Consider the following 20,892-nt stretch of genomic DNA (forward strand, 5'->3'; position numbering starts at 1 on the left):
GGATTTATTCGCTAGCGAATACGTTGCCCAGCTTGTCCATTTCCTCAAGTGCGCGGCCACAGCCACGGGCGACACAGGTCAGTGGATCTTCAGCCACGATGACTGGCAAGCCGGTTTCTTCTACCAGCAAACGGTCCAGGTCGCGCAACAAGGCACCACCACCGGTCAACACCATGCCTTTTTCAGCAATGTCTGCGCCCAGCTCTGGTGGCGTTTGTTCAAGTGCAGATTTTACTGCACCGACGATGGCATTCAGTGGTTCAGTCAAGGCTTCAAGAATCTCGTTGCTGGAGATGGTGAACTTGCGCGGCAAGCCTTCAGCCAGGTTGCGGCCAGTCACTTCCATTTCAAGCACTTCAGAACCCGGGAAGGCGGAGCCGATTTTTTTCTTGATCGCTTCAGCGGTGGGCTCGGAGATTTGCATGCCGTAGTTGCGGCGGATGTAGTCAATAATCGCCTGGTCAAACTTGTCACCACCGACGCGCTCGGACTTGGCGTACACAATGCCACCCAGTGAAATCACGCCAACTTCAGTCGTGCCGCCACCAATATCGACGACCATGGAGCCAGTGGCTTCCGCCACAGGCATATCGGCACCAATCGCAGCGGCCATCGGTTCTTCAATCAGAAACACCTGCTTGGCACCTGCGCGCTCGGCAGATTCTTTAATCGCACGACGCTCTACCTGGGTGGAGCCCACGGGGACGCAGATGATAATGCGTGGGCTGGGTGAGAACCAGCGGGATTCGTGTACCTTGCGGATAAAGAACTTGAGCATTTGCTCGGTGATGGTGAAGTCGGCGATCACACCGTCTTTCATCGGGCGGATGGCCTGAATGTTGGCTGGCGCGCGGCCCAGCATGCTTTTTGCATCAGAGCCGACTGCCAGCAGCACTTTTTTGCCGTTGGGGCCGCCTTCGGTACGAATCGCCACCACTGAGGGCTCATCCAGCACCACCCCTTTGCCGCGTACGTAAATCAGCGTGTTGGCGGTGCCAAGGTCAATGGCAAGGTCATTGGAGAAGTAGCTGTTGATTGAACCGAACATGTTTTATCCTGTGAAAATTCTGACTTTGGTGCTGCCCGCTGGGTGCGGCATAAAATCAAGGTATAATAGCGCAAAACGCACATGAAATTAAGATGTGTTTTCAAAATCTTATAGACAATTAACCACACATGGCACTGAATCTAGATGATATCAAGCGTATCGCGCACCTGGCCCGCATCGAGGTCAGCGACAGTGAAGCGCAAGAAACCCTAAGCAAACTTTCCGGTATTCTGGGGCTGATTGAGCAAATGCAGGCGGTGGACACCACCGGCATCACCCCCATGTCGCACTCGCAAGACGTGACACAGCGTCTGCGTGAAGACGTGGTGACTAAAACCAACCAGCGCGAACTGTTTCAATCCATTGCACCAGCCACGCAAGATGGCTTATACCTGGTGCCCAAAGTCATTGAATAAGCGCTGCCAGCCCCTGCTTTGACGGTTCATTTTTACGGTTTCCATTATGATAAACAGTAGTTTAAAACAGCTGGGCCAGCAGTTGGCCAGCAAACAAGTTTCCAGCGTGGAGTTGACGCAGGCCTATTTGCAACGCATGGCCAAACTCAACCCCAGCATCAATGCCTATGTCACCATAGACGAACAAAAAACCCTGGCGCAGGCGCAAGCGGCAGATGCCCGTATCGCCGCCGGTACAGCCGGCCCGCTCACTGGCATCCCCATCGCGCAAAAAGATATTTTTTGTGCCCAGGGCTGGCGCACCACCTGTAGCTCCAAAATGCTGGAAAACTTTATTGCCCCCTATGACGCGCATGTGATCAGCCAGTTTGATGCGGCCGGTGCAGTGAATCTGGGCAAAACCAATATGGATGAGTTCGCCATGGGTTCCTCCAACGAAACCAGTTATTTTGGCGGTGTCAAAAATCCATGGGACTTTGATCGTGTGCCTGGCGGTAGCTCTGGCGGTTCCGCGGCGGCTGTGGCCGCCCGCTTGTGTGCTGCGGCCACCGGGACAGATACTGGCGGTTCCATCCGCCAACCCGCTTCATTGTGCGGCTTTACTGGCCTTAAACCAACTTATGGCCTGGTCTCACGTTACGGCATGATCGCGTTTGCCTCTTCGCTGGATCAGGCAGGGCCCATGGCCAAGTCGGCCGAAGATTGTGCGCTCATGCTCAATGTCATGGCCGGGTTTGACGAGCGTGACTCCACCAGCGTGCAGCGCGAGCAAGAAGATTACACGCGTGGCTTGAGCGCCATGCAAGGCGCGCAGCCGCTCAAAGGCTTGCGGATTGGCCTGCCCAAAGAATATTTTGCCGAAGGCTTGAATGCTGACGTGGCTAAAGTGATTGAAACGGCGATTGCAGAATACAAAAAGCTGGGTGCAGAGATTGTCGAGATCAGCTTGCCTAATAACAATCTTTCTATTCCGGTGTATTACGTGCTCGCCCCAGCCGAGGCTTCTAGCAACCTGTCACGCTATGACGGCGTCCGTTATGGTCACCGTGCGGCGGAATACAATGACCTGCTCGACATGTACATGAAGTCGCGCGCAGAAGGTTTTGGTGCCGAGGTCAAGCGCCGTATCCTGATTGGTACCTATGTGCTCAGTGCTGGTTATTACGATGCCTACTACCTCAAGGCCCAGCAAATCCGTCGCCTGATTGCCCAGGACTTTGTGGAAGCCTTCAAGCAGTGTGATGTGATCATGGGCCCGGCCGCGCCTTCAACGGCCTTTAAAGCCGGTGAAAAAACCAGCGACCCCGTCGCCATGTATCTCGAAGACTTATACACCATTGCCGTGAACCTGGCGGGCTTGCCAGGCATGAGCATCCCGGCCGGGTTTACCACCAGCAGCGAAGGCAAGGCCTTGCCGGTTGGTTTGCAGATTATTGGCAATTATTTTGATGAGGCGCGCATGCTCAATGTTGGCCATGCCTATCAACAAGTCACAGACTGGCATACACGCATGCCAGCTGGTTTGGAGAACATCTAACATGCAGTGGGAAGTCGTGATCGGGTTGGAAACCCACGTACAGTTACAAACTAATTCCAAACAGTTTAGCGGGGCCTCCACCACTTATGGGGCGGCGCCAAATACGCAAGCCTGTGAGGTGAGTATCGCGCTGCCAGGGGTGTTGCCTGTGCTCAACAAAAAAGCCGTGGAATGCGCGATTAAATTTGGCCTGGCGATTGATGCCGAAATGGCGCCACGCAGCGTATTCTCACGTAAAAATTATTTTTATCCCGATTTGCCCAAGGGCTACCAGATCAGCCAGTTTGAGCTGCCGGTAGTGGGCAAAGGTCAGCTGACCATTCAGGTCCCAGCGGGCAAAAATACCGAGGCCTATGAGAAGGTGATCAATATCACGCGTGCGCACCTTGAAGAAGATGCTGGTAAATCTGTGCATGGTGCCGTCGAAGGCATGTCCGGCATAGACTTGAACCGTGCGGGGACGCCCTTGTTGGAAATTGTCACCGAGCCCGATATGCGCAGTGCCGCCGAAGCGGTCGCTTATGCCAAGAAGTTACATGAGCTGGTGCAGTGGATAGGCATTTGCGACGGCAATATGCAGGAAGGTTCTTTCCGTTGCGACGTCAACGTCTCGGTGCGCCCCAAGGGAACTGAAAAGTTCGGTACCCGCCGCGAGATCAAAAACCTGAACTCGTTCAAGTTCATGCAGCAAGCCATCGAGTACGAAACCCAGTGGCAAATTGAAACGCTGGAAGACGGTGGCACCATCCAGCAGGCAACGGTGCTGTTTAATCCGGATACCGGTGAAACGCGTGCCATGCGGACCAAGGAAGAAGCCAACGATTACCGCTATTTCCCTGATCCTGATTTGCTGCCTCTGGAAGTCACAGAGGCTGATAAAGCGCGGGTCAGGGCCGAGATGCCGGAGCTACCACAAGAAATCCAAAAACGCTTTGAAAATGAGTATGGTTTAAGTTCGTATGACTCAGGTGTTTTAACATCTGACTTGAATGTCTCAAGTTATTTTGAAGGGGTCTTATTTAATTCCGTCAAGTCTGGCGAACGCGTTGCCGATGCTGATTCTAAACTCTGCGCAAACTGGGTAATTAACGAAGTTCTTGCCAAACTTAATCAAGAAAATCTGTTACCAGCACAGATTGCGGTTAGCTCAGATACGCTAGGTATGATCCTAAGACGTTTGAGAGAAAATGTTATCAATGCAAAAGGGGCTAAAGAAATATTTAATAGTTTCTGGGAAATCTCAAAAGCAAAAGAGTACCGTGAGCAAGGTGGTTATCCAGAGTTGGTTGACGAGACAATCGAAGCCAAAGGCCTCAAACAAGTGTCTGATACTGGCGCGATTGAAGCCATCATTAACGAAGTATTGGCCGCGAACCAGGCCATGGTCGATGAGTACAAGTCTGGCAAGGAGAAAGCCTTTAATGCGCTGGTGGGCCAGTGTATGAAAGCCTCTAAAGGCAAGGCGAATCCGGCGCAGGTCAATGAGCTACTTAAGAAGATGTTGGGCTAGTCCCCTAATTGGCAGTTGGATAAAAAAACAAACCCCGCTTTTGGCGGGGTTTGTTTTTTGACACGACTCTCTAAGCTTTGTGGCTCAGAATTACTTGCAATGCTCTTTGTCGTGATGGTCTTTGCAATGCTCATCTGCAAAAGAAACATTTGAGAATACGGCCATCATTACCAATACTAAAGCTGCGAATTTTTTCATTCTAATCTCCTGTTAGCATTTCAAGTGTAAAGTCATTTGCTGCCTGCGCATAACGTTCGTCACACGCATAAATAGTTATCGGCAGGCAAGCATCAAACTAAAACTCGATAAACCCGGGTTAGAGACCTCAGTTCATCTATTCGCTATTGGCACAGGGCATGGCAAATCAGCTGCCATGAAATGGTCATAAAGCCGATGGTGGTGAGCACGAAGCTGATGGCAGAATAAACTTTCCATTTGGTTTTGTTCCAGAAGTCGGGATCAAATGCGGCAATCACAAACACGGTCGGGTTGGTAAAGCCGCCAATGGCCACGCAAACACAGGCAAAATAATGCAACTCTATGCCTGCGGCCTTGGCTGCGCCATAAAATCCCAGTCCAAACAGGGCCATAAGGGCGTAGTCGACATGGGCGCGTATCATGGTTTTATAGTCCACCAAAAACTCGCCATCTATACCCTTGATCGGAAACCAGCGGGCAAAAGTCATCAGCCATGCAGACAAAATCAACGCAGTGATACAAGCCACTGCACCTATTAATAACACGTTCATATTTTCTCTCCTGAGCCTATTAAAAAATTAACCCGTGATGTTTTTTGTGTCGGGCAGGTGAATTGTAGACAGGTCTGTCTACTTGTCAAGCGCAGGCAGACGCAAAACTTTGTTTTACTTGCGTTATTAGGCGTTTTCCCGCACAATTCGTCCGTTGCTAGGGGTCTGTAAATACTTCATTTTGTGAGGTTTTTGCAGTGAGAGTTACCCTTCGAACCTGATGCGGGTCATACCGCCGTAGGGAATGCAAGTCTTCGCATCCTTACGTCTTTTCTTTTAAGGATGCCTAATGAACGCTATTGATAAGAACATCAAATTCGTCAACGCGGATGCCAAAGTTGACGAAGCTGCTACCAAACCGTTTGCCAAATCGCGCAAAATTTACGTTGAAGGTTCACGCCCTGATATCCGTGTGCCATTTCGTGAAATTTCACTGAGTGATACCCCTTCCAGCTTTGGTGGGGATACCAATCCACCTGTGGTTGTGTATGACACTTCCGGCCCTTACACTGACCCGAATGTAGAGATCGATATCCGTAACGGTCTGCCAGCCTTGCGTGCGCAATGGATTATGGAGCGGGGTGATGTAGAGCAGCTGGATGGCCCGACTTCTGAATTCGGACATCAGCGCCTGGTCGATCCAGAATTGTCACAAATGCGCTTTAACCTGCATCGCAAACCGCTGCGTGCCAAAGCGGGTAAAAATGTCAGCCAGATGCATTATGCGCGGCAAGGCATCATCACACCCGAGATGGAGTTCATCGCCATCCGTGAAAACCAGCGCCGTGAAAACATGAGCGAGCTGCTGCAAACGCAACACCCTGGTCAGAACTACGGTGCCAGTATTCCACCTGTGATCACGCCAGAATTTGTGCGTGACGAAGTGGCGCATGGCCGTGCCATTATCCCTGCCAACATCAACCACCCAGAAATCGAGCCCATGATTATTGGCCGTAACTTTTTGGTCAAGATCAACGCCAATATCGGTAACTCGGCGCTGGGTTCTTCCATCTCTGAGGAAGTGGAAAAAATGGTGTGGGGCACCCGTTGGGGTGGCGATACCGTGATGGATCTGTCCACCGGTAAAAACATCCACGAAACGCGTGAGTGGATTATCCGCAACTCACCGGTGCCGATTGGTACTGTGCCTATCTACCAGGCGCTGGAAAAAGTGAACGGCAAGGCTGAAGACCTGACCTGGGAAATCTTCCGCGACACGCTGATTGAACAAGCAGAGCAGGGCGTAGACTATTTTACGATTCACGCTGGTGTGCGTCTGGCTTACATTCCCATGACCGCCAAACGCATGACCGGTATCGTGTCACGTGGCGGCTCTATCATGGCCAAATGGTGTCTGGCGCATCATAAAGAGTCTTTCCTGTATACGCACTTTGAAGAAATCTGCGAGATCATGAAGCAGTATGACGTGTCATTCTCGCTGGGTGACGGCTTGCGTCCAGGCTCTATCTACGATGCCAACGACGAAGCGCAATTTGCCGAGCTGAAGACCTTGGGTGAGTTGACCCAGATTGCCTGGAAACATGACGTGCAATGCATGATCGAAGGCCCGGGTCATGTGCCTATGCACCTGATCAAGGAAAACATGGACCTGCAACTGGAGCACTGTGGCGAAGCCCCGTTCTACACGCTGGGCCCATTGACCACCGACATTGCGCCTGGCTATGACCACATTACTTCCGGTATCGGTGCGGCCATGATCGGCTGGTACGGCTGCGCCATGCTGTGCTATGTGACCCCGAAAGAGCATCTGGGCTTGCCTGACAAGGAAGACGTCCGCGTAGGCATCATCACCTACAAGATTGCGGCGCATGCCGCTGACTTGGCCAAAGGCCATCCAGGCGCACAGATTCGTGACAATGCCTTGTCCAAGGCGCGTTTCGAATTCCGCTGGGAAGACCAGTTTAACCTCGGGCTTGATCCTGAAAAAGCCAAGGAATTCCACGATGAAACCTTGCCGCAAGAAGGTGCCAAACAGGCACACTTCTGCTCCATGTGCGGCCCGCACTTCTGTTCAATGAAAATTACACAGGATGTGCGCGACTACGCCGATAAACTTGGGGTGGATGAACAGGTGGCGCTGGAAAAAGGCATGCAGGAAAAAGCCATCGAGTTTGTGAAAAAAGGCGCTGAGGTTTATCAAAAAGTGTAATTTTTTGGTGCCTTAAGCTTTTAAAAACCGGCCTCGTGCCGGTTTTTTTATGGCCAGCAATCTTGTCATTTAGTCCACAAAATGACTGTTTTTTGCGCCATGTCGCCATGGTCAAACGCGCTATAGTTTGCCATCACAATCGCGGTCAGGAGACTGCACATGCCAGACAATCTGCACACCAGTATCGTCAGGGATTTTCGGCAAACTTTGCTGTGGCCCGTGCAATTGATGACTGATCATCTTGTCCCCGGCGCCGTAGATGCGCCCTGGGAAACGCTCAAGGCCATCAAGGATTCGCCCTGGGTAGAAATTGAGGATGATTTTTTACACAGCGCCCCGCACTTAAGTGAAACGCGCTATCAAGAATTCGTCACCTTTATGCCTTTTGCCCAGCGTTTTTTGTATGGCGAGGGCAAGCATGGCCATGCGGCTGGCGGCTATGGCGAATCGCCACTGCATATATTTAGCCGTCAGGATATCCGGGGCGTCCGTATCACCTTGCCAGAGCATGCGACCCCGCTCACTTTGCGCGTTGCGCATATCGAGCTGTATTTCTTTTTTGATATTGATGTTGCCATGCTGGCGCTTGAAGTCACTGCCAGCGATCTCGCGCTCAACGACGCTATGGAAATCCTCTACCGTCTGGGCCGCACCTATCCCAATTACTGGGATGATACCGGCGAGGGCGGGCATTGCGCAAAACGGGTGGAGTGGCTGGATCAGCACGATCAGGTCATTGCTGCCTCTGATTATGAAGACAAGGCCCGCTACCTGGCCTTTGTGAAAGAGAATCACGTCCCTTGTGTCTCATTGCACTGGTCAGCACTGATGTCGCCGCTCGTGCAACATTACTCCGGCCAGTCTGGCGAGTTGCGGTACCGTGAAATTGAATATCAGCGCATGCCGTTGATGGCTTATCTGGCGTTTGATGACGTGAGCACCCTGTCGCGCGGAGACTTGATCCGGCTGGGACTGGTTTGCCAGCCCTGGCATTCAGATACCTTGCCGTTTAGTGAACAGTTTTTGCAAGACTTTGAGCAACAGCATTGCTATGACCGCTACTGGGATGAGGTCCGCCAAGACCCCTGGAGCACCACGCGCATAATGTGTACCGGCCAGAATTTTGTCGTGGTCGGCAGTCATCAGCACCGCGTGTTCAGCAATGACAAAAACGGCATCAAGCGCCATTACCAAAACCAGTATTTTCTATTGTTCTTAATCGCCCATTTTCAAAAAGCGGCCTTGCTGATGCTGTCAGACCGCATGGTGCAAGCCATCAGTCGCCTGAATATGCAGAGTGAGGACTCGGTCAAATCTTTCCGCAACAATATCCGGCATGTCACGGCCGTGTTTCTGCGCTTTACCCACCGCTACTGGTTTGAAAATGTGTCTGATCAGGCCGTCGCCAAAGACCTGTTTGCCTTGATGCTCAAGCAACTTGATTCGGTCAGCCTGTTTGAGAAAACTCGCCGCCGCATTATGGATATGGCCGAATATCTGGAAGGCGAAGAAATCAAGCGGCAGGCGGATACGGTCGTTCGCCTTACCGTGGTCACTATTCTGGGCCTCATCGGCACCATGACCAGCGGCTTGCTGGGCATGAATTTAATCGACCTGACCCAAACCACTCTGCTGGAGAAGCTGGGCTATTTCAGCATCGTCTTTGTCCCTGTGAGTTTGCTCACGTTTTATACAGTGATCAAATCGAGGAGACTGTCACTCTTCCTCGACGCGTTGTCAAATGAAGGGGCCGGGCTGGGCTATAAGCTGGTGAAGCTGAAGAATGTATGGTTTGGGAGGTTGGATGAGCGTTGAGGGCGCTGCTTTTGAGTACATAAGAAAAATGTAGGCGTCACATTTAACGCCTTGAATCTTTGCACGCTAGCTTAGTTTCCCCAATAAACTGCTCTAATGACAAAAGCGCTGGCTGTACCAACTCAGGATAGCTTTTATGTAACTTTTGAGGCACAACCAGAATTACACCAGCTTCACGCATTTCCTTAAACTGATTTTCAGAAACACCCTGCTGCAGAGTTACAAGATGTTTTTGCGGTATGCGATCTGCTTCGTTGAGAATTTGCCGCCAGCGGTCTTTGCATGTGGTTTTTGATGCAAGCATTCGCAAACCGGATGTTTGCCAGGACGGGTTTCGATAAGCTGCAATGGATGGAAAAAGAAAGTCAGGGCGTTTGTTTCCCTCCGAAGTTTCACCATGAGCAAAGTCCAGCTTTTCTTCCAAGAAAATTGCTTTCAAATGTAGCTCAAGAGATTTACCCGCCCGGCTCTTGCGCCGATTAGTAATTGAATTTGCCAAATCAACAAACTCGTTTACTGTTGTAAACCCAGCTTTGATTTTTGGCATAACGAATGCCTGTTCTACTGAGTAAAATAAAGCGGTTTCGCATTCACGTCTGGTCAATAGTCGCGAGTCTGGACGCTCTGAACTTGCTGGCATCATGGACAAAGCTCTTTCGATCAATGTTTGACCCGATGGGAACTCTAGCAGCCATTCAGCTGGTATTTCAGTATCTGATAATGAACATCCTTTTCGGGTAGTTCTAGAGATTGTTGGCTCAAATGAAATAATTCCAGATGGATGATGGACAATTCCTTCCCCAGGTTCTATTGCGCCTATTCTGTCTTCAATAACTATTTCGTCAGCTTCAGACTGACATATCCAGATTGAAGCTTCTTTTGCTTCCTCACCCGGCGTCGTTATATGGAATGCAAAAAGTACAATCCCGCCAGTAAGGTCAGGCTCCAGAATCTTTTTTGGAAGATTCCACTGAGTTATACGCGTTTCATCGCGAGTTTTTTGGTTGTACCAGATGGCGCGTAGTTTTCGACTCTCGGCGTAAGGTAATACATAACCCTCAAACCAGGCATCAGGATTGTTACCTGATTTCATTGATGGGAATATGCTCCATAAAACCTGCTTGGGAATATAAATGCCTGCCTGATGACTTTTGGTAGCTCCGGAATCGTTGGCTGAAAGTCGTTTTGCATACCAAACCCACTCTCGTCCAGACACGCTGTCTAACCAGCTCCCAATATCAGACATCTGCTACCCCTTAATTTCCAAAACAGATTGTTTGTTTTCTGTTAAATTCATGATGCAAAGCTATCGGCTCACGATTTAATACCGTATATTTTCTTACTATTGAGATCACCCGGCTAGATTCAGCCGAATCAATAATATAAGTAATCAGGCATCCATTTGTATGCCGAATGCATTCATGAAAATTGGATATGCCGCTTCAATTACCTGCTCATGACCAATTACAGCCTCTAGCTCATTTATTACAAGACGTAATTCTTCAACCTCCTCTGTTGAAAAGGTTGGAGTACCGTCTGCAATCTGAATAATGTCTGCTGGATCGTCTTCAGGGTGGAAAAGTAACTTCTCGCAGTGCATTTCAGAAAACCACATTAATGCGCCACCAAACGATGCCTCGGTCAACTTGGGTATACGTGATTGAGTTTGCATGATTAACTCCTTAAGCCGTTTTATACAGGAAAGGTAATTCAGGCTCCAGGATGTCAGCTTCCAGCATTGGTTGCATCAATCTCGCCACATGAGCCATGACTTCTACAACAACAGAGTTTCCGAACTGTTTGTAAGCCCGAGTATCGGAAACGGGGATTTTGAAACTGTCCGGAAAGCCCATCAAGCGTGCACATTCTCGTGGGGTCAGGCGTCTCGGATTTAAACTTTCGCCTTGAGACACCAATATCTCTGAGCCATCTTTATAGTAACGAGCAGAGAGTGTACGCGTAACGCTATCTGGCCCAACCAGTCCGAAACCAAAGCCGTTGCCTTTTAACCGGTGTTTTTCGGCGTAGTTTTGCAGGTATCGCCAGAGATTGTCAGTCAGGGTATATTTGGCGGGGACTTGATTGGTTGCATGGTCAAAAAAGCGTCCTTCGTCCCAAGCTAGCACTGGCTCCGTGCCATCGGTGCGATGTAGTATTTCTTTGAGTGTTCGCTCGCCTTTTGCCGGCAATGGCAGTGCATCAAAGTCAAATGCCACTGGTTCACGAAAACCGACAATCAAAATGCGCTCGCGATGTTGTGGAGTGAAGTGTGCGCCATCTATTACACGGTAATGAATGTGATAGCCAAGCTCTTCAGTGAGCGTGCGCTTGATTACATCGAAGGTACGGCCTTTGTCATGCGAAACCAGATTTTTCACGTTCTCCAGTAAAAAGGCGCGCGGTTGCTTGGCTTGGATAATGCGCGCTACGTCAAAAAACAATGTACCTTGGGTTTCGTCTTTAAAGCCATGTGCGCGACCCAGTGCATTTTTTTTGCTGACTCCGGCGATAGAAAAGGGCTGGCATGGAAAGCCTGCGAGTAGTAGGTCGTGGTCAGGTATGTCCTGAGTATCAATTTTGGTAATGTCACCATTTATTAGGTGTGAGGCGCCAAAATTTTGCAAATAGGTTTTTTGTGCATATTTGTCCCATTCGCTGGTAAATACGCACTGACCACCAAACTTCTCAAAAGCTGTTCTGATACCTCCGATACCGGCAAAGAGGTCGATAAATTTAAATTTTGCAGTTAGATTCACAGGATATTCAAAAGGTAGCATGGCTTGCAAAGCTGGGATGATGTAAGGTTTGATAGTCGATTGTTTTAATTCCCAGCGACGTACTTGTCGCTCACTCATGTCGAGCTTTACTGCTATCTCATCCTGAGTGAAATACTTTCTGGCGTGGAGTAAATATTGCCATGCGGCATTTTCTTCATCTAACGTTGAAAGTTCCATAAAAGCAACCTTTGAACATAAAGGGAATAAAACCGGACATTACGCCCTTTATTATTACCAGTCAAGTTTACGTATGGATATTGTCAGTAAAATCAAAAGAAGCCAGATGATGGCTGGAATAAGAAGCAAGAATACACGGCCTGAATTAAAAATCAGGAAAGCATTGCATGCTCGCGGATTCCGCTTTCGTATCCATGTGACTGATCTGCAGGGGAAGCCGGATATTGTCTTGCCAAAGTATCGGGCTGTTATTTTTGTGCATGGTTGCTTTTGGCATGGACATGATTGTTACTTATTTAAAATGCCCCAAACAAGAGCAGATTTCTGGGCTGAGAAAATTGATAAAAACAGATCAAGTGACTATAAAGCAGTTTTTGCGCTTCAAGAAAAAGGGTGGAGAGTTATTACCGTTTGGGAGTGTTCTTTGAAGGGTAAGTCGAAACTTGAATTTTCAGAACTGATCGATATCCTTTCGGATTGGATTATTTGTGCAAATAGTATAAATCTCGTGATAAGAGGGCTTGTCTAGAGTTTTTTAAATCATTAAGTCTTAATTCTTGTATCGAAACTAGCATTTCTCTGTCGAATGTTGGCCTTTCGCACCTACCAAGCAAATATTTACGTAACCCAACCCCTCTGATTACCCATCAATGATGTATGCTGTTAGGTATATACCAAACTACGTATATCGAGAGATTCTTTCTTGCCTGGTAGGTTGCAAAATACAAACCATCGTGATTGAGCAAACATGTAAACGAGAAGACATGAATCACATTAACCGGACAAGGAGACACATGATGCGTAAATTTATTTCTGTGGGTTTTATGGTTTCAAGTTTGTTCGTGGCCTCAACGGCCGTGGCATTTGAAGGTGAGAAAAATATTCAACAAACCGCGCATACACAGCATTTTTTAAGCAAACGTCCTTATGCCACACCTGCCGTGGTGGCTAGCGCAGCGGCTGATCAAGCCTGGGTAGGTGCGACTTTGGTTGTAAATCCTGCATCCGCACAAGCGCAGCAAGTGTTGAAAATGCACCAGCTGTCCAAACGTTCGTTTTAGTCAGGTAGTTGTCAGGTAACTATGCCACCATAAACCTGACCGTTACTCACCCTAACGGTAAAAACTATTAAAGAATGAGCGATTTAAGGAGCGTATAATGAGTAAATTGTTATTAGCAGTACTGGTAACATTTGGCTTCATGGCGAATGTTCAAGCAGGCGATACCTCTGACGCTGAGAGTGGTGTACACAATCTGCATCAGAACCACTTCCTCGGCAAGCGGCCTTACAGTAAAGCCCCACAGGCAAAACAGCAAAGCCCTGAAGATAAATGGGAAGGCACAGGCTTGATCACAGATAACCCGGATAAAGGCCTGGACAAGCACCAGCAAATGCGCCTGAACTTTATTGGCAAGCGCCCTTATATGGGCTCACCGGCAGACTGAATTTAATTGAGTGCTGTTGAACGCCGGCTGTGCCGGTGCAACAAAACCCTTCATGTGATCCATGAAGGGTTTTGTTTTTGAGCCTGTGCTCAATCAGCTTCCAAGGCGGAAGAAGGATGCTAGGCCTTGAGGATGACGGGAGAAAGCTCAAAACTCCCGTTGTCATGACTCACTAATAATTGCTGATCTTGTATGGTGACGCTGATGCTCAGGCTGCGTGAGGCAGCGGCTGTGAGTGCCTGGGTTTCCGGCAGGTTAATCACTGTGACATTATCCAGTTTGAGCATGGCTTTTTGGTGTTGCTCCCACCACATCTCTGCAGTTCTGCCACCATAAAGCACTTGCACCACTTGCTTGGCTTTTCCGCAGGCTTTGCGAATCTCACGCTCGTCAGGCAGGCCGACGCCTATCCAGCGTTCTATTGCCCCGGTAAGGTCTTTTTGCCAGAGATCCGGCTCATCGTCGTCACTCAGGCCTTTGCCAAATTGCAAGGCTTCATCCGCATAGAGCACAAACGCCAGCAGTCTGACCATCAGTCGCTCTTCTGTTTCCGAGGGGTGCTTGGCCAAGGTCAGCATATGCGTTTGATAGTAATGCCTGTCCATATCCGCAATATTGAGATTGATTTTATAAATGGTGGATTTGAGAGCCATGGCGACTGCCTGCGATTAAAAAGTGCAGCGAGTATAACAAACTAAACTATGCTCTTAAGCGCTTTGTAGCCAGCGAGATACAACAAACTGCTTGCGTTTTTTTATAATCTCCATAAAATAAAAATGAAACGTTTTATTTTTATTTTATGGAAACGCAGGACGACATGCCTTCTACACGCACAGCCGCAGCCAAACCTAAGGTGGGGCGGCCAAAAACCGGGACAACACAGGAGCGTCACGCCCAATTTCTGGCGCAGGCCCTCGAACTATTTATGACCGAGGGTGTGGCACGGACCAGTATTGCGCGGATTGCCGCAACCTGTGGCGTCTCGACGCGAACCATCTATGAGCGGTACAGCAACAAGGATGCGTTATTGATCGCGGCGCTCAAGCACATGGTGGAGCAGGATGTGCGTGCCATGACCAATCTTGAGCAGTTAGCCGACCCGTCGCTGACCACGGTGCTCACGCATATCGGGCGACTGATGTTGAAAAAAGTCCTTGAACCGCGCATGGTGTCTTTTTTCAGGATTGCGGTTTCAGAAGTCTCGCATTTGCCAGAGTTGACGCGCGCTGTGAAAGAAGTGGGGCCGGAGCGCATTTATCAAATGTTGGCAAATATCTTTAAAACGTATGCGGATAAAGGCGAGTTGCCACAACTGAATTTTATGCGGGCGGCTGAGTCTTATTGCGAGCTACTGATCGCCGGCCCTCGTCATAAAGCATTATTCGGGGTGCAAGAAGCAGATTGGGATGCAGAAGCACACATTGCATTTGTGGTGCAGTTATTCTTGAGAGGATTACACGGGATGGAACAAAAATGAAGCAGCCTGTCTTAAAGGCTGCGGTAAACCTGCGTCGCCTGCCGCTATGGTTGGCTGTCGTGTGTTTGCCGCTGGCGAGTTGCTCGGTGATGGATGAGTACATCCGCCCAAAACCCAAGGTAGCTACAGAATGGCAAGCGCCGTTGCCGCATGGCGGCAATCTGGCGTCGCTGAACAATTGGTGGGGGCAATTCAACGATCCTGTGCTTGACCATCTGCTCACTGAGGCACAGAAAGAAAGTCCCTCGCTTGAAATTGCGCTGGCCAATATCCGTGTGTCGCGCGCCAATGTCTTGTCTGCCCGTGCGCAAGGGATCCCTGATTTAACCAGCACCGGCAGTGCCACCAAGAGTAAAGGCGGTGGTGGTGGCGCGTTTCCGGCCAGTACCATTGAAGTTGATTCGATTTCATTGGATGCCAGCTGGGAAGTGGATTTGTTTGGCAAGGTGAAAGCCGCCAAGCAGGCAGCCAAAGCGCAACTGGAGTCCAAGAAAATTGCCTGGCACGATGCACGCTTGAGCCTTGCCGCCGAGGTAGCAAATAATTATGTGAATTACCGTGCCTGCCAGGCGTCGGTAGACGCCCTGCAACAGGCCTATGACTCCCGTAAAGAGACCGCGCGTTTGACAGGCATTTCTGCCAAGGCTGGTTTCTCTGCTCCGTCTGACCTGGCCCTCGCAGAGGCAGCGACACGCGCCAGTGCGTCTACGCTGGATGGGCAGCAAGCCGAATGTGATGGCCTGGTGAAGGCGCTGGTGGCGTTGACCAATTTGCCTGAGCCTGAGTTGCGTCAATGGTTGGCGAAAGGCAAAAGCTTGCCAGAGCCTGCCATGTTTGACGTGCAGGCCTTGCCGGCCAGTTTACTGACCCGGCGCCCAGACCTGGCCATTGATGAGCGCAACTTGGCGGAGGCCAGTGCCAATATCGGCGTCTCCAAGGCCCAGATGTACCCGAGTCTGACCCTGACCGGATCGATCGGCTATCGCCGCACCAACTTTAATGGCACGGTGACACGCACCGACTCCTGGTCGTATGGCCCTTCTCTCAAGTTGCCGATTTTTGATGGCGGCACTTTGCGTGCGGATCTGGCAGAAGCGCGTGCCAATTACGATAGCTTGCTGGCAACCTATCAGCAGGATGTGCGTAATGCCGTCAAAGAAGTGGAGCAGGCCTTGGTGAATCTGGAGAGTGCTACCCGCCGCGCCACTTCCGAGCAGGCCAGTGCCCAGCAATATCAGCAATATTTCAAGGCCGCCGAGATCAACTGGAAATCAGGCGGGTTGGATTTATTGTCACTCGAAGATGCCCGCAGGCAAAAAATCAATGCCGAGCTGAACGTCATCACCCAGCAAAAAAACCGTGTGTTGCAGTGGATTGCGTTATACAAGGCGTTTGGTGGTGACTGGCTGGAAACACAGGCGACGGTGAAACCCATCATCCTCAAGCCCATGGAAAAAAGGTAAATCAAAATGGCGAGCAGACTGACAAAAAAAACCAAATTCTTAATCATTGCGGCCGTGCTGGTGGGTGTGAGTGCCTGGTTCTGGCAACATCCGCGGCATCAGGCCGAGCTGGCAGAAAAACGTGCTAACCGCGCGGCCGTCAGTCAAACTGAAACAGAACATGCGCCGCAGTCAGCTGGCAAGGGCAAAGCCGCCCTGAGCGTAGAGGTCACCCGGCCCGTGAAGGTGCAATGGCAGACGACTCTGATGCTAAATGGCAGCGTCTATCCCTGGCAAGAGGCCCTGGTCAGTGCGGAAATTGCCGGATTGCGCATACAGCAAGTGCTGGCCGATGTCGGCGCGCAAGTGAGCAAGGGGCAGTTGCTGGTTGTCCTGGCCGATGAAACCGTCAGGGCGGATTTGCAAAAACAGCTCGCCACGGTTGAAAAAGACAAGGCCGCGCTGGCCGAGGCAAAAAGTAATGCAGACCGTGCGCGCGAAATCAAGGACAGTGGCGCGCTATCGGCGCAAAAAATCAATGAATACATGATTGCCGAGCAGACGGCACGCGCCAATCTCGCTTTATCCGAGGCGGAGCTGGAGAACCAGAAAATCCGCTTGCGCCAGACCAAAGTGGTGGCGCCTGACGATGGCGTCATTTCATCACGTTCTGCCAATTTGGGGAATGTGGTGTCGGCCGGGGCGGAGTTATTCAGGCTGGTGCGGCAAAGTCGTATTGAGTGGCGCGGTGAGGTGAATGCAGATCAGCAAAACGCTTTGCATGCCGGACAAGCGGTCAACCTGAGTTTGCCGGGCGGCAAGAAGGTAGCCGGGACCGTGCGGTTGATTTCGCCGACCGTCGACAACAATACCCGTAATGCGCTGGTGTATGTGGATATTCCCAAAGGCAGTGCCAAACCTGGCATGTATGTGCAGGGGCAGGTGGATATCGGCCAGCAGCAAGGGTTGGCGGTACCACTGAGTGCCGTCACCTACCGCGATGGCTTTGCCTATGTGTTTGAACTGGCGCCATCCGGGTCTGACGGTATCAGCCAGGTCGCACAGCGCAAGGTACAAACCGGCCGTACCCGCGAGCAGCTGATAGAGTTGCTTGGTGGCGTGGAGGCAGGGGCCTCGCTGGTGCTCAGTGGTGGCGCTTTTCTCAACGATGGGGATAGGGTCAAAATCGTGACGGTGACCAAACCTGAGGCTGCAAAATGAATTTTTCAGCCTGGTCTATCCGCAATCCGGTTCCCGCCATTCTGCTGTTTGTGGTGTTGAGCTTTCTTGGTCTCAAATCACTTAATCAATTAGGCAAACAGAACTTTCCGGATATTGAGCTGCCGGTGATTTCGGTCAGTGCGACGCTGGAAGGTGCGGCCCCGCCACAGCTGGAAACCGAAGTGGCCCGCAAGATTGAAGACAAGATTGCGACCATTGGTGGGATCGAGCATATGACCACCAAAATCACCGATGGCAGTGTCAGCATAAGTGTGCAGTTCACCATAGATACCAACAGTGAAGAGGCGCTGAATCTGGTACGCAATGCGGTTGATAGCGCGCGCTCGGAGTTGCCCGCTGCGGTACTGACGCCTACTGTGTCTAAAGTGACGACCTCCGGCAGCGCGATCCTCACTTTCGTCGCCTCGGCTGACAATATGGATGAAGGCGAGCTATCGTGGTTTGTCGACAACGAAGTGAGCAAGGCCATGCTGGCAGTGAATGGCGTGGGCAAGATTACGCGTACCGGTGGCGTAGACCGCGAAGTGCAGGTTAATCTTGATCCGACCTTGATGGCGGGTTTGGGTGTCAATGTCAGCGATGTGTCTGCACAGCTCAAACGCGTACAGCAGGATGCCTCGGGCGGGCGAGGGGATATTGGCGACAATATTCAGTCGGTACGCACCCTGGGCGCCTTGCATAGTGCGGATGAAGTCCGCAATCTGGATATTCCCATCGGCGATGGTCGCCACATCAAGTTGTCGCAAGTGGCGGAGGTGATTGATACCTATGCCGAGCGCACCACCTATGCCAGCTATGATGGCAAGCCAGTCATCCGGTTTGAAATTACGCGTAGCAAAGGTACCAGTGAGGTGACGGTGGCCAAAGATGTGCGTGCCGCGCTGGAAAAATTCAGGGTCTTGCATCCACAAGTGAAGATTGTGGAGGCTTTTAACATGGTTAAGCCGGTAGAAGATAACTATCACGGCTCCATGCAATTGCTGTACGAGGGGGCATTGCTCGCTATTCTGGTGGTGTGGTGGTTTTTGCGCGACTGGCGCGCCACCATTATTGCCGCCGTCGCTCTGCCTTTATCCATGATCCCGACCTTTGCATTTATGCAATATTTCGGCTTCTCGCTCAATATTCTCACCTTGCTTGCCATGGCGTTGGTGGTGGGGATTCTGGTCGATGATGCCATTGTAGAAATCGAAAACATTGTCCGCCACCTGCGCATGGGCAAGTCCCCTTATCAGGCCGCCATGGAGGCCGCTGATGAAATCGGCTTTGCGGTGATTGCCACCACATTTACGCTGGTGGCGATTTTTCTGCCCACCGCATTTATGGGCGGCATACCGGGTAAATTCTTCAAGCAGTTTGGCATTACGGCGGCCATTGCCATCATGGGCTCGCTGGTCGTCGCCCGCTTGCTGACGCCGATGATGTCAGCCTATTTGTTAAAACCGCACCCAGTCAAGGAAGAGCAAATCTCTGGCTTTATGCGCGCTTACTTACGCAGTGTGGAGTGGTGTTTGCGCCACCGTAAAACCGTGGTGCTGGCATTTGTATTGTTCATTGTCGGCTCATTGAGTTTGATGCCACTATTGCCCAAAGGCTTTGTGCCTTCCTCTGACAGTAGCCAGACCAAGGTCAATATTGAGTTGCAGCCGGGGACCGCGCTGGAACAGACGCGCGAAGTGGTTAGTCTGGCAGAGCAGATCGTCAAGCAGCACCCGGAAGTGAAGGCAGTGTTTAGCGCTGCGGGCACGGCCAGCACAGGCGGGGGTGGGCCCAATGCTTCTCAGAATAGTACGGATGTACGCAAGGGCAGCCTGGTGATTAGTCTGACGGATCGTAGTGAGCGGCATCAGAAACAATCCGAAATTGAAGCCGAGTTACGTGAGCGACTCAAGGCCTTGCCGGGCGCACGCGTCAACGTCGGCATTGGGGAATCCGGTGAAAAACTGCAGATCACACTGGCCAGCGATGATGGCATTGCGCTGGGCAATGCCAGCCAACAGCTGGAGCAACAATTGCGTACCTTGAGCGGTGTCGGCAACATCACATCCAGTGCCAGCCTGCAACGGCCAGAGGTGCAGATCATCCCCGATATCGACAAGGCCGCCGAGCTGGGGGTGACGGTAGAGTCGATTGCACAGGTGATTCGCATTGCCACCTCTGGCGACTTCTCCAATACCATGCCCAAGCTCAATTTGCCACAACGCCAGGTGCCTATCCGAGTGCGGTTGGGTTCCAGTGTACGCACCAGTTTGCAAGAAATTGCCCAGCTGCGGGTGCCCGCACGCAACGGCAGTGTCAGTCTGGAAACCGTGGCCACCGTTCGCATGGGCAGTGGGCCGCAGCAAATTGACCGTATGGACCGCATGCGTAATGTGACCTTCGATATCGAACTCAACAAGCGTCAGATTGGTGAGGTCCTGCGTGAAGTACAACAGCTGCCCGCCATGCAATCGTTGCCGCCCAGCGTGAAGCAGCTGGAGTCAGGTGATGCCAAACGCATGAACGAGTTGTTTGCCAGCTTTGGCGGCGCCATGGTCATCGGCGTGATGTGCATCTATGTGGTGCTGGTCTTGCTGTTTGGCGACTTTCTGCAACCAGTAACCATCTTGGGGGCGCTGCCCTTGTCACTGGGTGGGGCCTTCTTTGCCTTGCTGGTCACCCACAACAGCTTCTCCATGCCGAGTGTGATTGGGTTGTTGATGTTGATGGGTGTGGTGACCAAAAACTCGATCTTGCTGGTGGAGTACACCATCATGGCCAGAAAAGAGCGCCAGTTAAGCCGGTTTGATGCGATTATCGATGGGTGCCATAAACGTGCGCGGCCGATTGTCATGACCACCATTGCCATGGCTGCCGGTATGCTGCCGATTGCCCTGGGCTGGAGTGCGGATCCTAGCTTCCGCGCGCCAATGGCGATTACGGTGATTGGCGGATTAATTACTTCAACCGTGCTGAGTCTGGTGGTGATCCCGGTGCTGTACACCTACGTGGATGATTTGCTGGGATGGTTGAGGGGGCTGACAAGATGGGCTAAACAGCATGTTTGATCAGGCGTGTCCCTGCGAGCGGGCGGCTTTGCGCCCTCA

The 20,892-nt window shown here is 51.1% G+C and carries 18 protein-coding genes and 1 riboswitch; of the genes, 12 read left to right on the forward strand and 6 right to left on the reverse strand.

Going from position 1 to position 20,892, the window contains the following annotated elements; all coding sequences use genetic code 11:
* Window positions 1-4 precede the first annotated feature (4 nt).
* The gene (locus tag ACT53C_RS03815) at window positions 5-1,048 is read right to left on the reverse strand and encodes a rod shape-determining protein (RefSeq protein WP_194749035.1); all 1,044 of its coding nucleotides are present in this window, start codon (window positions 1,046-1,048) and stop codon (window positions 5-7) included.
* 128 nt (window positions 1,049-1,176) lie between these two features.
* Between ACT53C_RS03815 and gatC the strand changes: the two genes are divergently transcribed.
* Genes gatC through gatB form a run of 3 tightly spaced genes read left to right on the forward strand, consistent with a single transcriptional unit; the run spans window position 1,177 to window position 4,511 of the window.
* Complete coding sequence (gene gatC / locus ACT53C_RS03820) at window positions 1,177-1,464, forward strand: Asp-tRNA(Asn)/Glu-tRNA(Gln) amidotransferase subunit GatC (protein ID WP_194749033.1); 288 nt, start codon at window positions 1,177-1,179, stop codon at window positions 1,462-1,464.
* Between the two features lie 46 nt (window positions 1,465-1,510).
* Window positions 1,511-3,001, forward strand: coding sequence for an Asp-tRNA(Asn)/Glu-tRNA(Gln) amidotransferase subunit GatA (gatA, locus tag ACT53C_RS03825; protein ID WP_476144857.1), 1,491 nt, complete (start codon window positions 1,511-1,513; stop codon window positions 2,999-3,001).
* 1 nt (window position 3,002) lies between these two features.
* A complete protein-coding gene (gene gatB / locus ACT53C_RS03830; RefSeq protein ID WP_476144858.1) occupies window positions 3,003-4,511 on the forward strand; it encodes an Asp-tRNA(Asn)/Glu-tRNA(Gln) amidotransferase subunit GatB in 1,509 nt (502 codons plus the stop codon).
* Window positions 4,512-4,852: 341 nt separating this feature from the next.
* Here gatB and ACT53C_RS03835 read toward each other — a convergent pair whose 3' ends face one another.
* On the reverse strand, window positions 4,853-5,260 hold the full coding sequence (locus tag ACT53C_RS03835; protein WP_476144859.1) for a hypothetical protein: 408 nt from the start codon (window positions 5,258-5,260) through the stop codon (window positions 4,853-4,855).
* A gap of 149 nt (window positions 5,261-5,409) precedes the next feature.
* Window positions 5,410-5,522, forward strand: a riboswitch (TPP riboswitch).
* A 27-nt stretch (window positions 5,523-5,549) separates the two neighbouring features.
* On the opposite strand from ACT53C_RS03835, the gene thiC reads away from it, so the two are divergent.
* Both thiC and ACT53C_RS03845 read left to right on the forward strand, forming a co-directional pair.
* On the forward strand, window positions 5,550-7,430 hold the full coding sequence (thiC, locus tag ACT53C_RS03840) for a phosphomethylpyrimidine synthase ThiC (RefSeq protein ID WP_476144860.1): 1,881 nt from the start codon (window positions 5,550-5,552) through the stop codon (window positions 7,428-7,430).
* Window positions 7,431-7,589: 159 nt separating this feature from the next.
* Entirely contained in the window at window positions 7,590-9,245 is a 1,656-nt protein-coding gene (locus ACT53C_RS03845; protein WP_476144861.1) for a hypothetical protein, read from the forward strand.
* 43 nt (window positions 9,246-9,288) lie between these two features.
* Here the strand turns inward: ACT53C_RS03845 and ACT53C_RS03850 are convergent, their stop codons facing one another.
* The 3 genes from ACT53C_RS03850 to dcm form a co-directional block, all read right to left on the reverse strand.
* Window positions 9,289-10,491, reverse strand: a complete 1,203-nt coding sequence (locus tag ACT53C_RS03850; RefSeq protein WP_476144862.1) for a type II restriction endonuclease — start codon at window positions 10,489-10,491, stop codon at window positions 9,289-9,291.
* A 144-nt stretch (window positions 10,492-10,635) separates the two neighbouring features.
* Window positions 10,636-10,917, reverse strand: a complete 282-nt coding sequence (locus tag ACT53C_RS03855) for a hypothetical protein (protein ID WP_476144863.1) — start codon at window positions 10,915-10,917, stop codon at window positions 10,636-10,638.
* A 10-nt stretch (window positions 10,918-10,927) separates the two neighbouring features.
* A complete protein-coding gene (gene dcm, locus ACT53C_RS03860; protein WP_476144864.1) occupies window positions 10,928-12,199 on the reverse strand; it encodes a DNA (cytosine-5-)-methyltransferase in 1,272 nt (423 codons plus the stop codon).
* Window positions 12,200-12,272: 73 nt separating this feature from the next.
* Here dcm and ACT53C_RS03865 point away from each other — a divergent pair, with 73 nt between their 5' ends.
* From ACT53C_RS03865 to ACT53C_RS03875, 3 genes are all read left to right on the forward strand, one after another.
* Window positions 12,273-12,728, forward strand: coding sequence for a very short patch repair endonuclease (locus tag ACT53C_RS03865; RefSeq protein ID WP_476144866.1), 456 nt, complete (start codon window positions 12,273-12,275; stop codon window positions 12,726-12,728).
* A 265-nt stretch (window positions 12,729-12,993) separates the two neighbouring features.
* Window positions 12,994-13,260, forward strand: a complete 267-nt coding sequence (locus ACT53C_RS03870) for a hypothetical protein (RefSeq protein ID WP_476144867.1) — start codon at window positions 12,994-12,996, stop codon at window positions 13,258-13,260.
* A gap of 97 nt (window positions 13,261-13,357) precedes the next feature.
* Complete coding sequence (locus ACT53C_RS03875; protein WP_194749024.1) at window positions 13,358-13,645, forward strand: hypothetical protein; 288 nt, start codon at window positions 13,358-13,360, stop codon at window positions 13,643-13,645.
* 119 nt (window positions 13,646-13,764) lie between these two features.
* Here ACT53C_RS03875 and ACT53C_RS03880 read toward each other — a convergent pair whose 3' ends face one another.
* A complete protein-coding gene (locus ACT53C_RS03880; RefSeq protein WP_476144868.1) occupies window positions 13,765-14,298 on the reverse strand; it encodes a YaeQ family protein in 534 nt (177 codons plus the stop codon).
* 164 nt (window positions 14,299-14,462) lie between these two features.
* Here ACT53C_RS03880 and ACT53C_RS03885 point away from each other — a divergent pair, with 164 nt between their 5' ends.
* From ACT53C_RS03885 to ACT53C_RS03900, 4 genes are read left to right on the forward strand one after another with little or no spacing between them, the layout of a single operon-like run.
* Entirely contained in the window at window positions 14,463-15,122 is a 660-nt protein-coding gene (locus tag ACT53C_RS03885; protein WP_476144869.1) for a TetR/AcrR family transcriptional regulator, read from the forward strand.
* Window positions 15,119-16,585 carry an efflux transporter outer membrane subunit gene (locus ACT53C_RS03890; protein WP_476144870.1) on the forward strand — a complete coding sequence of 489 codons (1,467 nt, stop codon included), beginning with the start codon at window positions 15,119-15,121 and terminating at the stop codon, window positions 16,583-16,585. The genes ACT53C_RS03885 and ACT53C_RS03890 overlap by 4 nt, the downstream gene beginning before the upstream one ends.
* A 6-nt stretch (window positions 16,586-16,591) precedes the next feature.
* The gene (locus tag ACT53C_RS03895; RefSeq protein ID WP_476144871.1) at window positions 16,592-17,785 is read left to right on the forward strand and encodes an efflux RND transporter periplasmic adaptor subunit; all 1,194 of its coding nucleotides are present in this window, start codon (window positions 16,592-16,594) and stop codon (window positions 17,783-17,785) included.
* Window positions 17,782-20,853: an efflux RND transporter permease subunit gene (locus ACT53C_RS03900; protein ID WP_476144872.1), complete on the forward strand. Its 3,072-nt coding sequence runs from the start codon at window positions 17,782-17,784 to the stop codon at window positions 20,851-20,853. The genes ACT53C_RS03895 and ACT53C_RS03900 overlap by 4 nt, the downstream gene beginning before the upstream one ends.
* Window positions 20,854-20,892: the final 39 nt, after the last annotated feature.

It is taken from the genome of Methylophilus sp. DMC14, assembly GCF_056314085.1.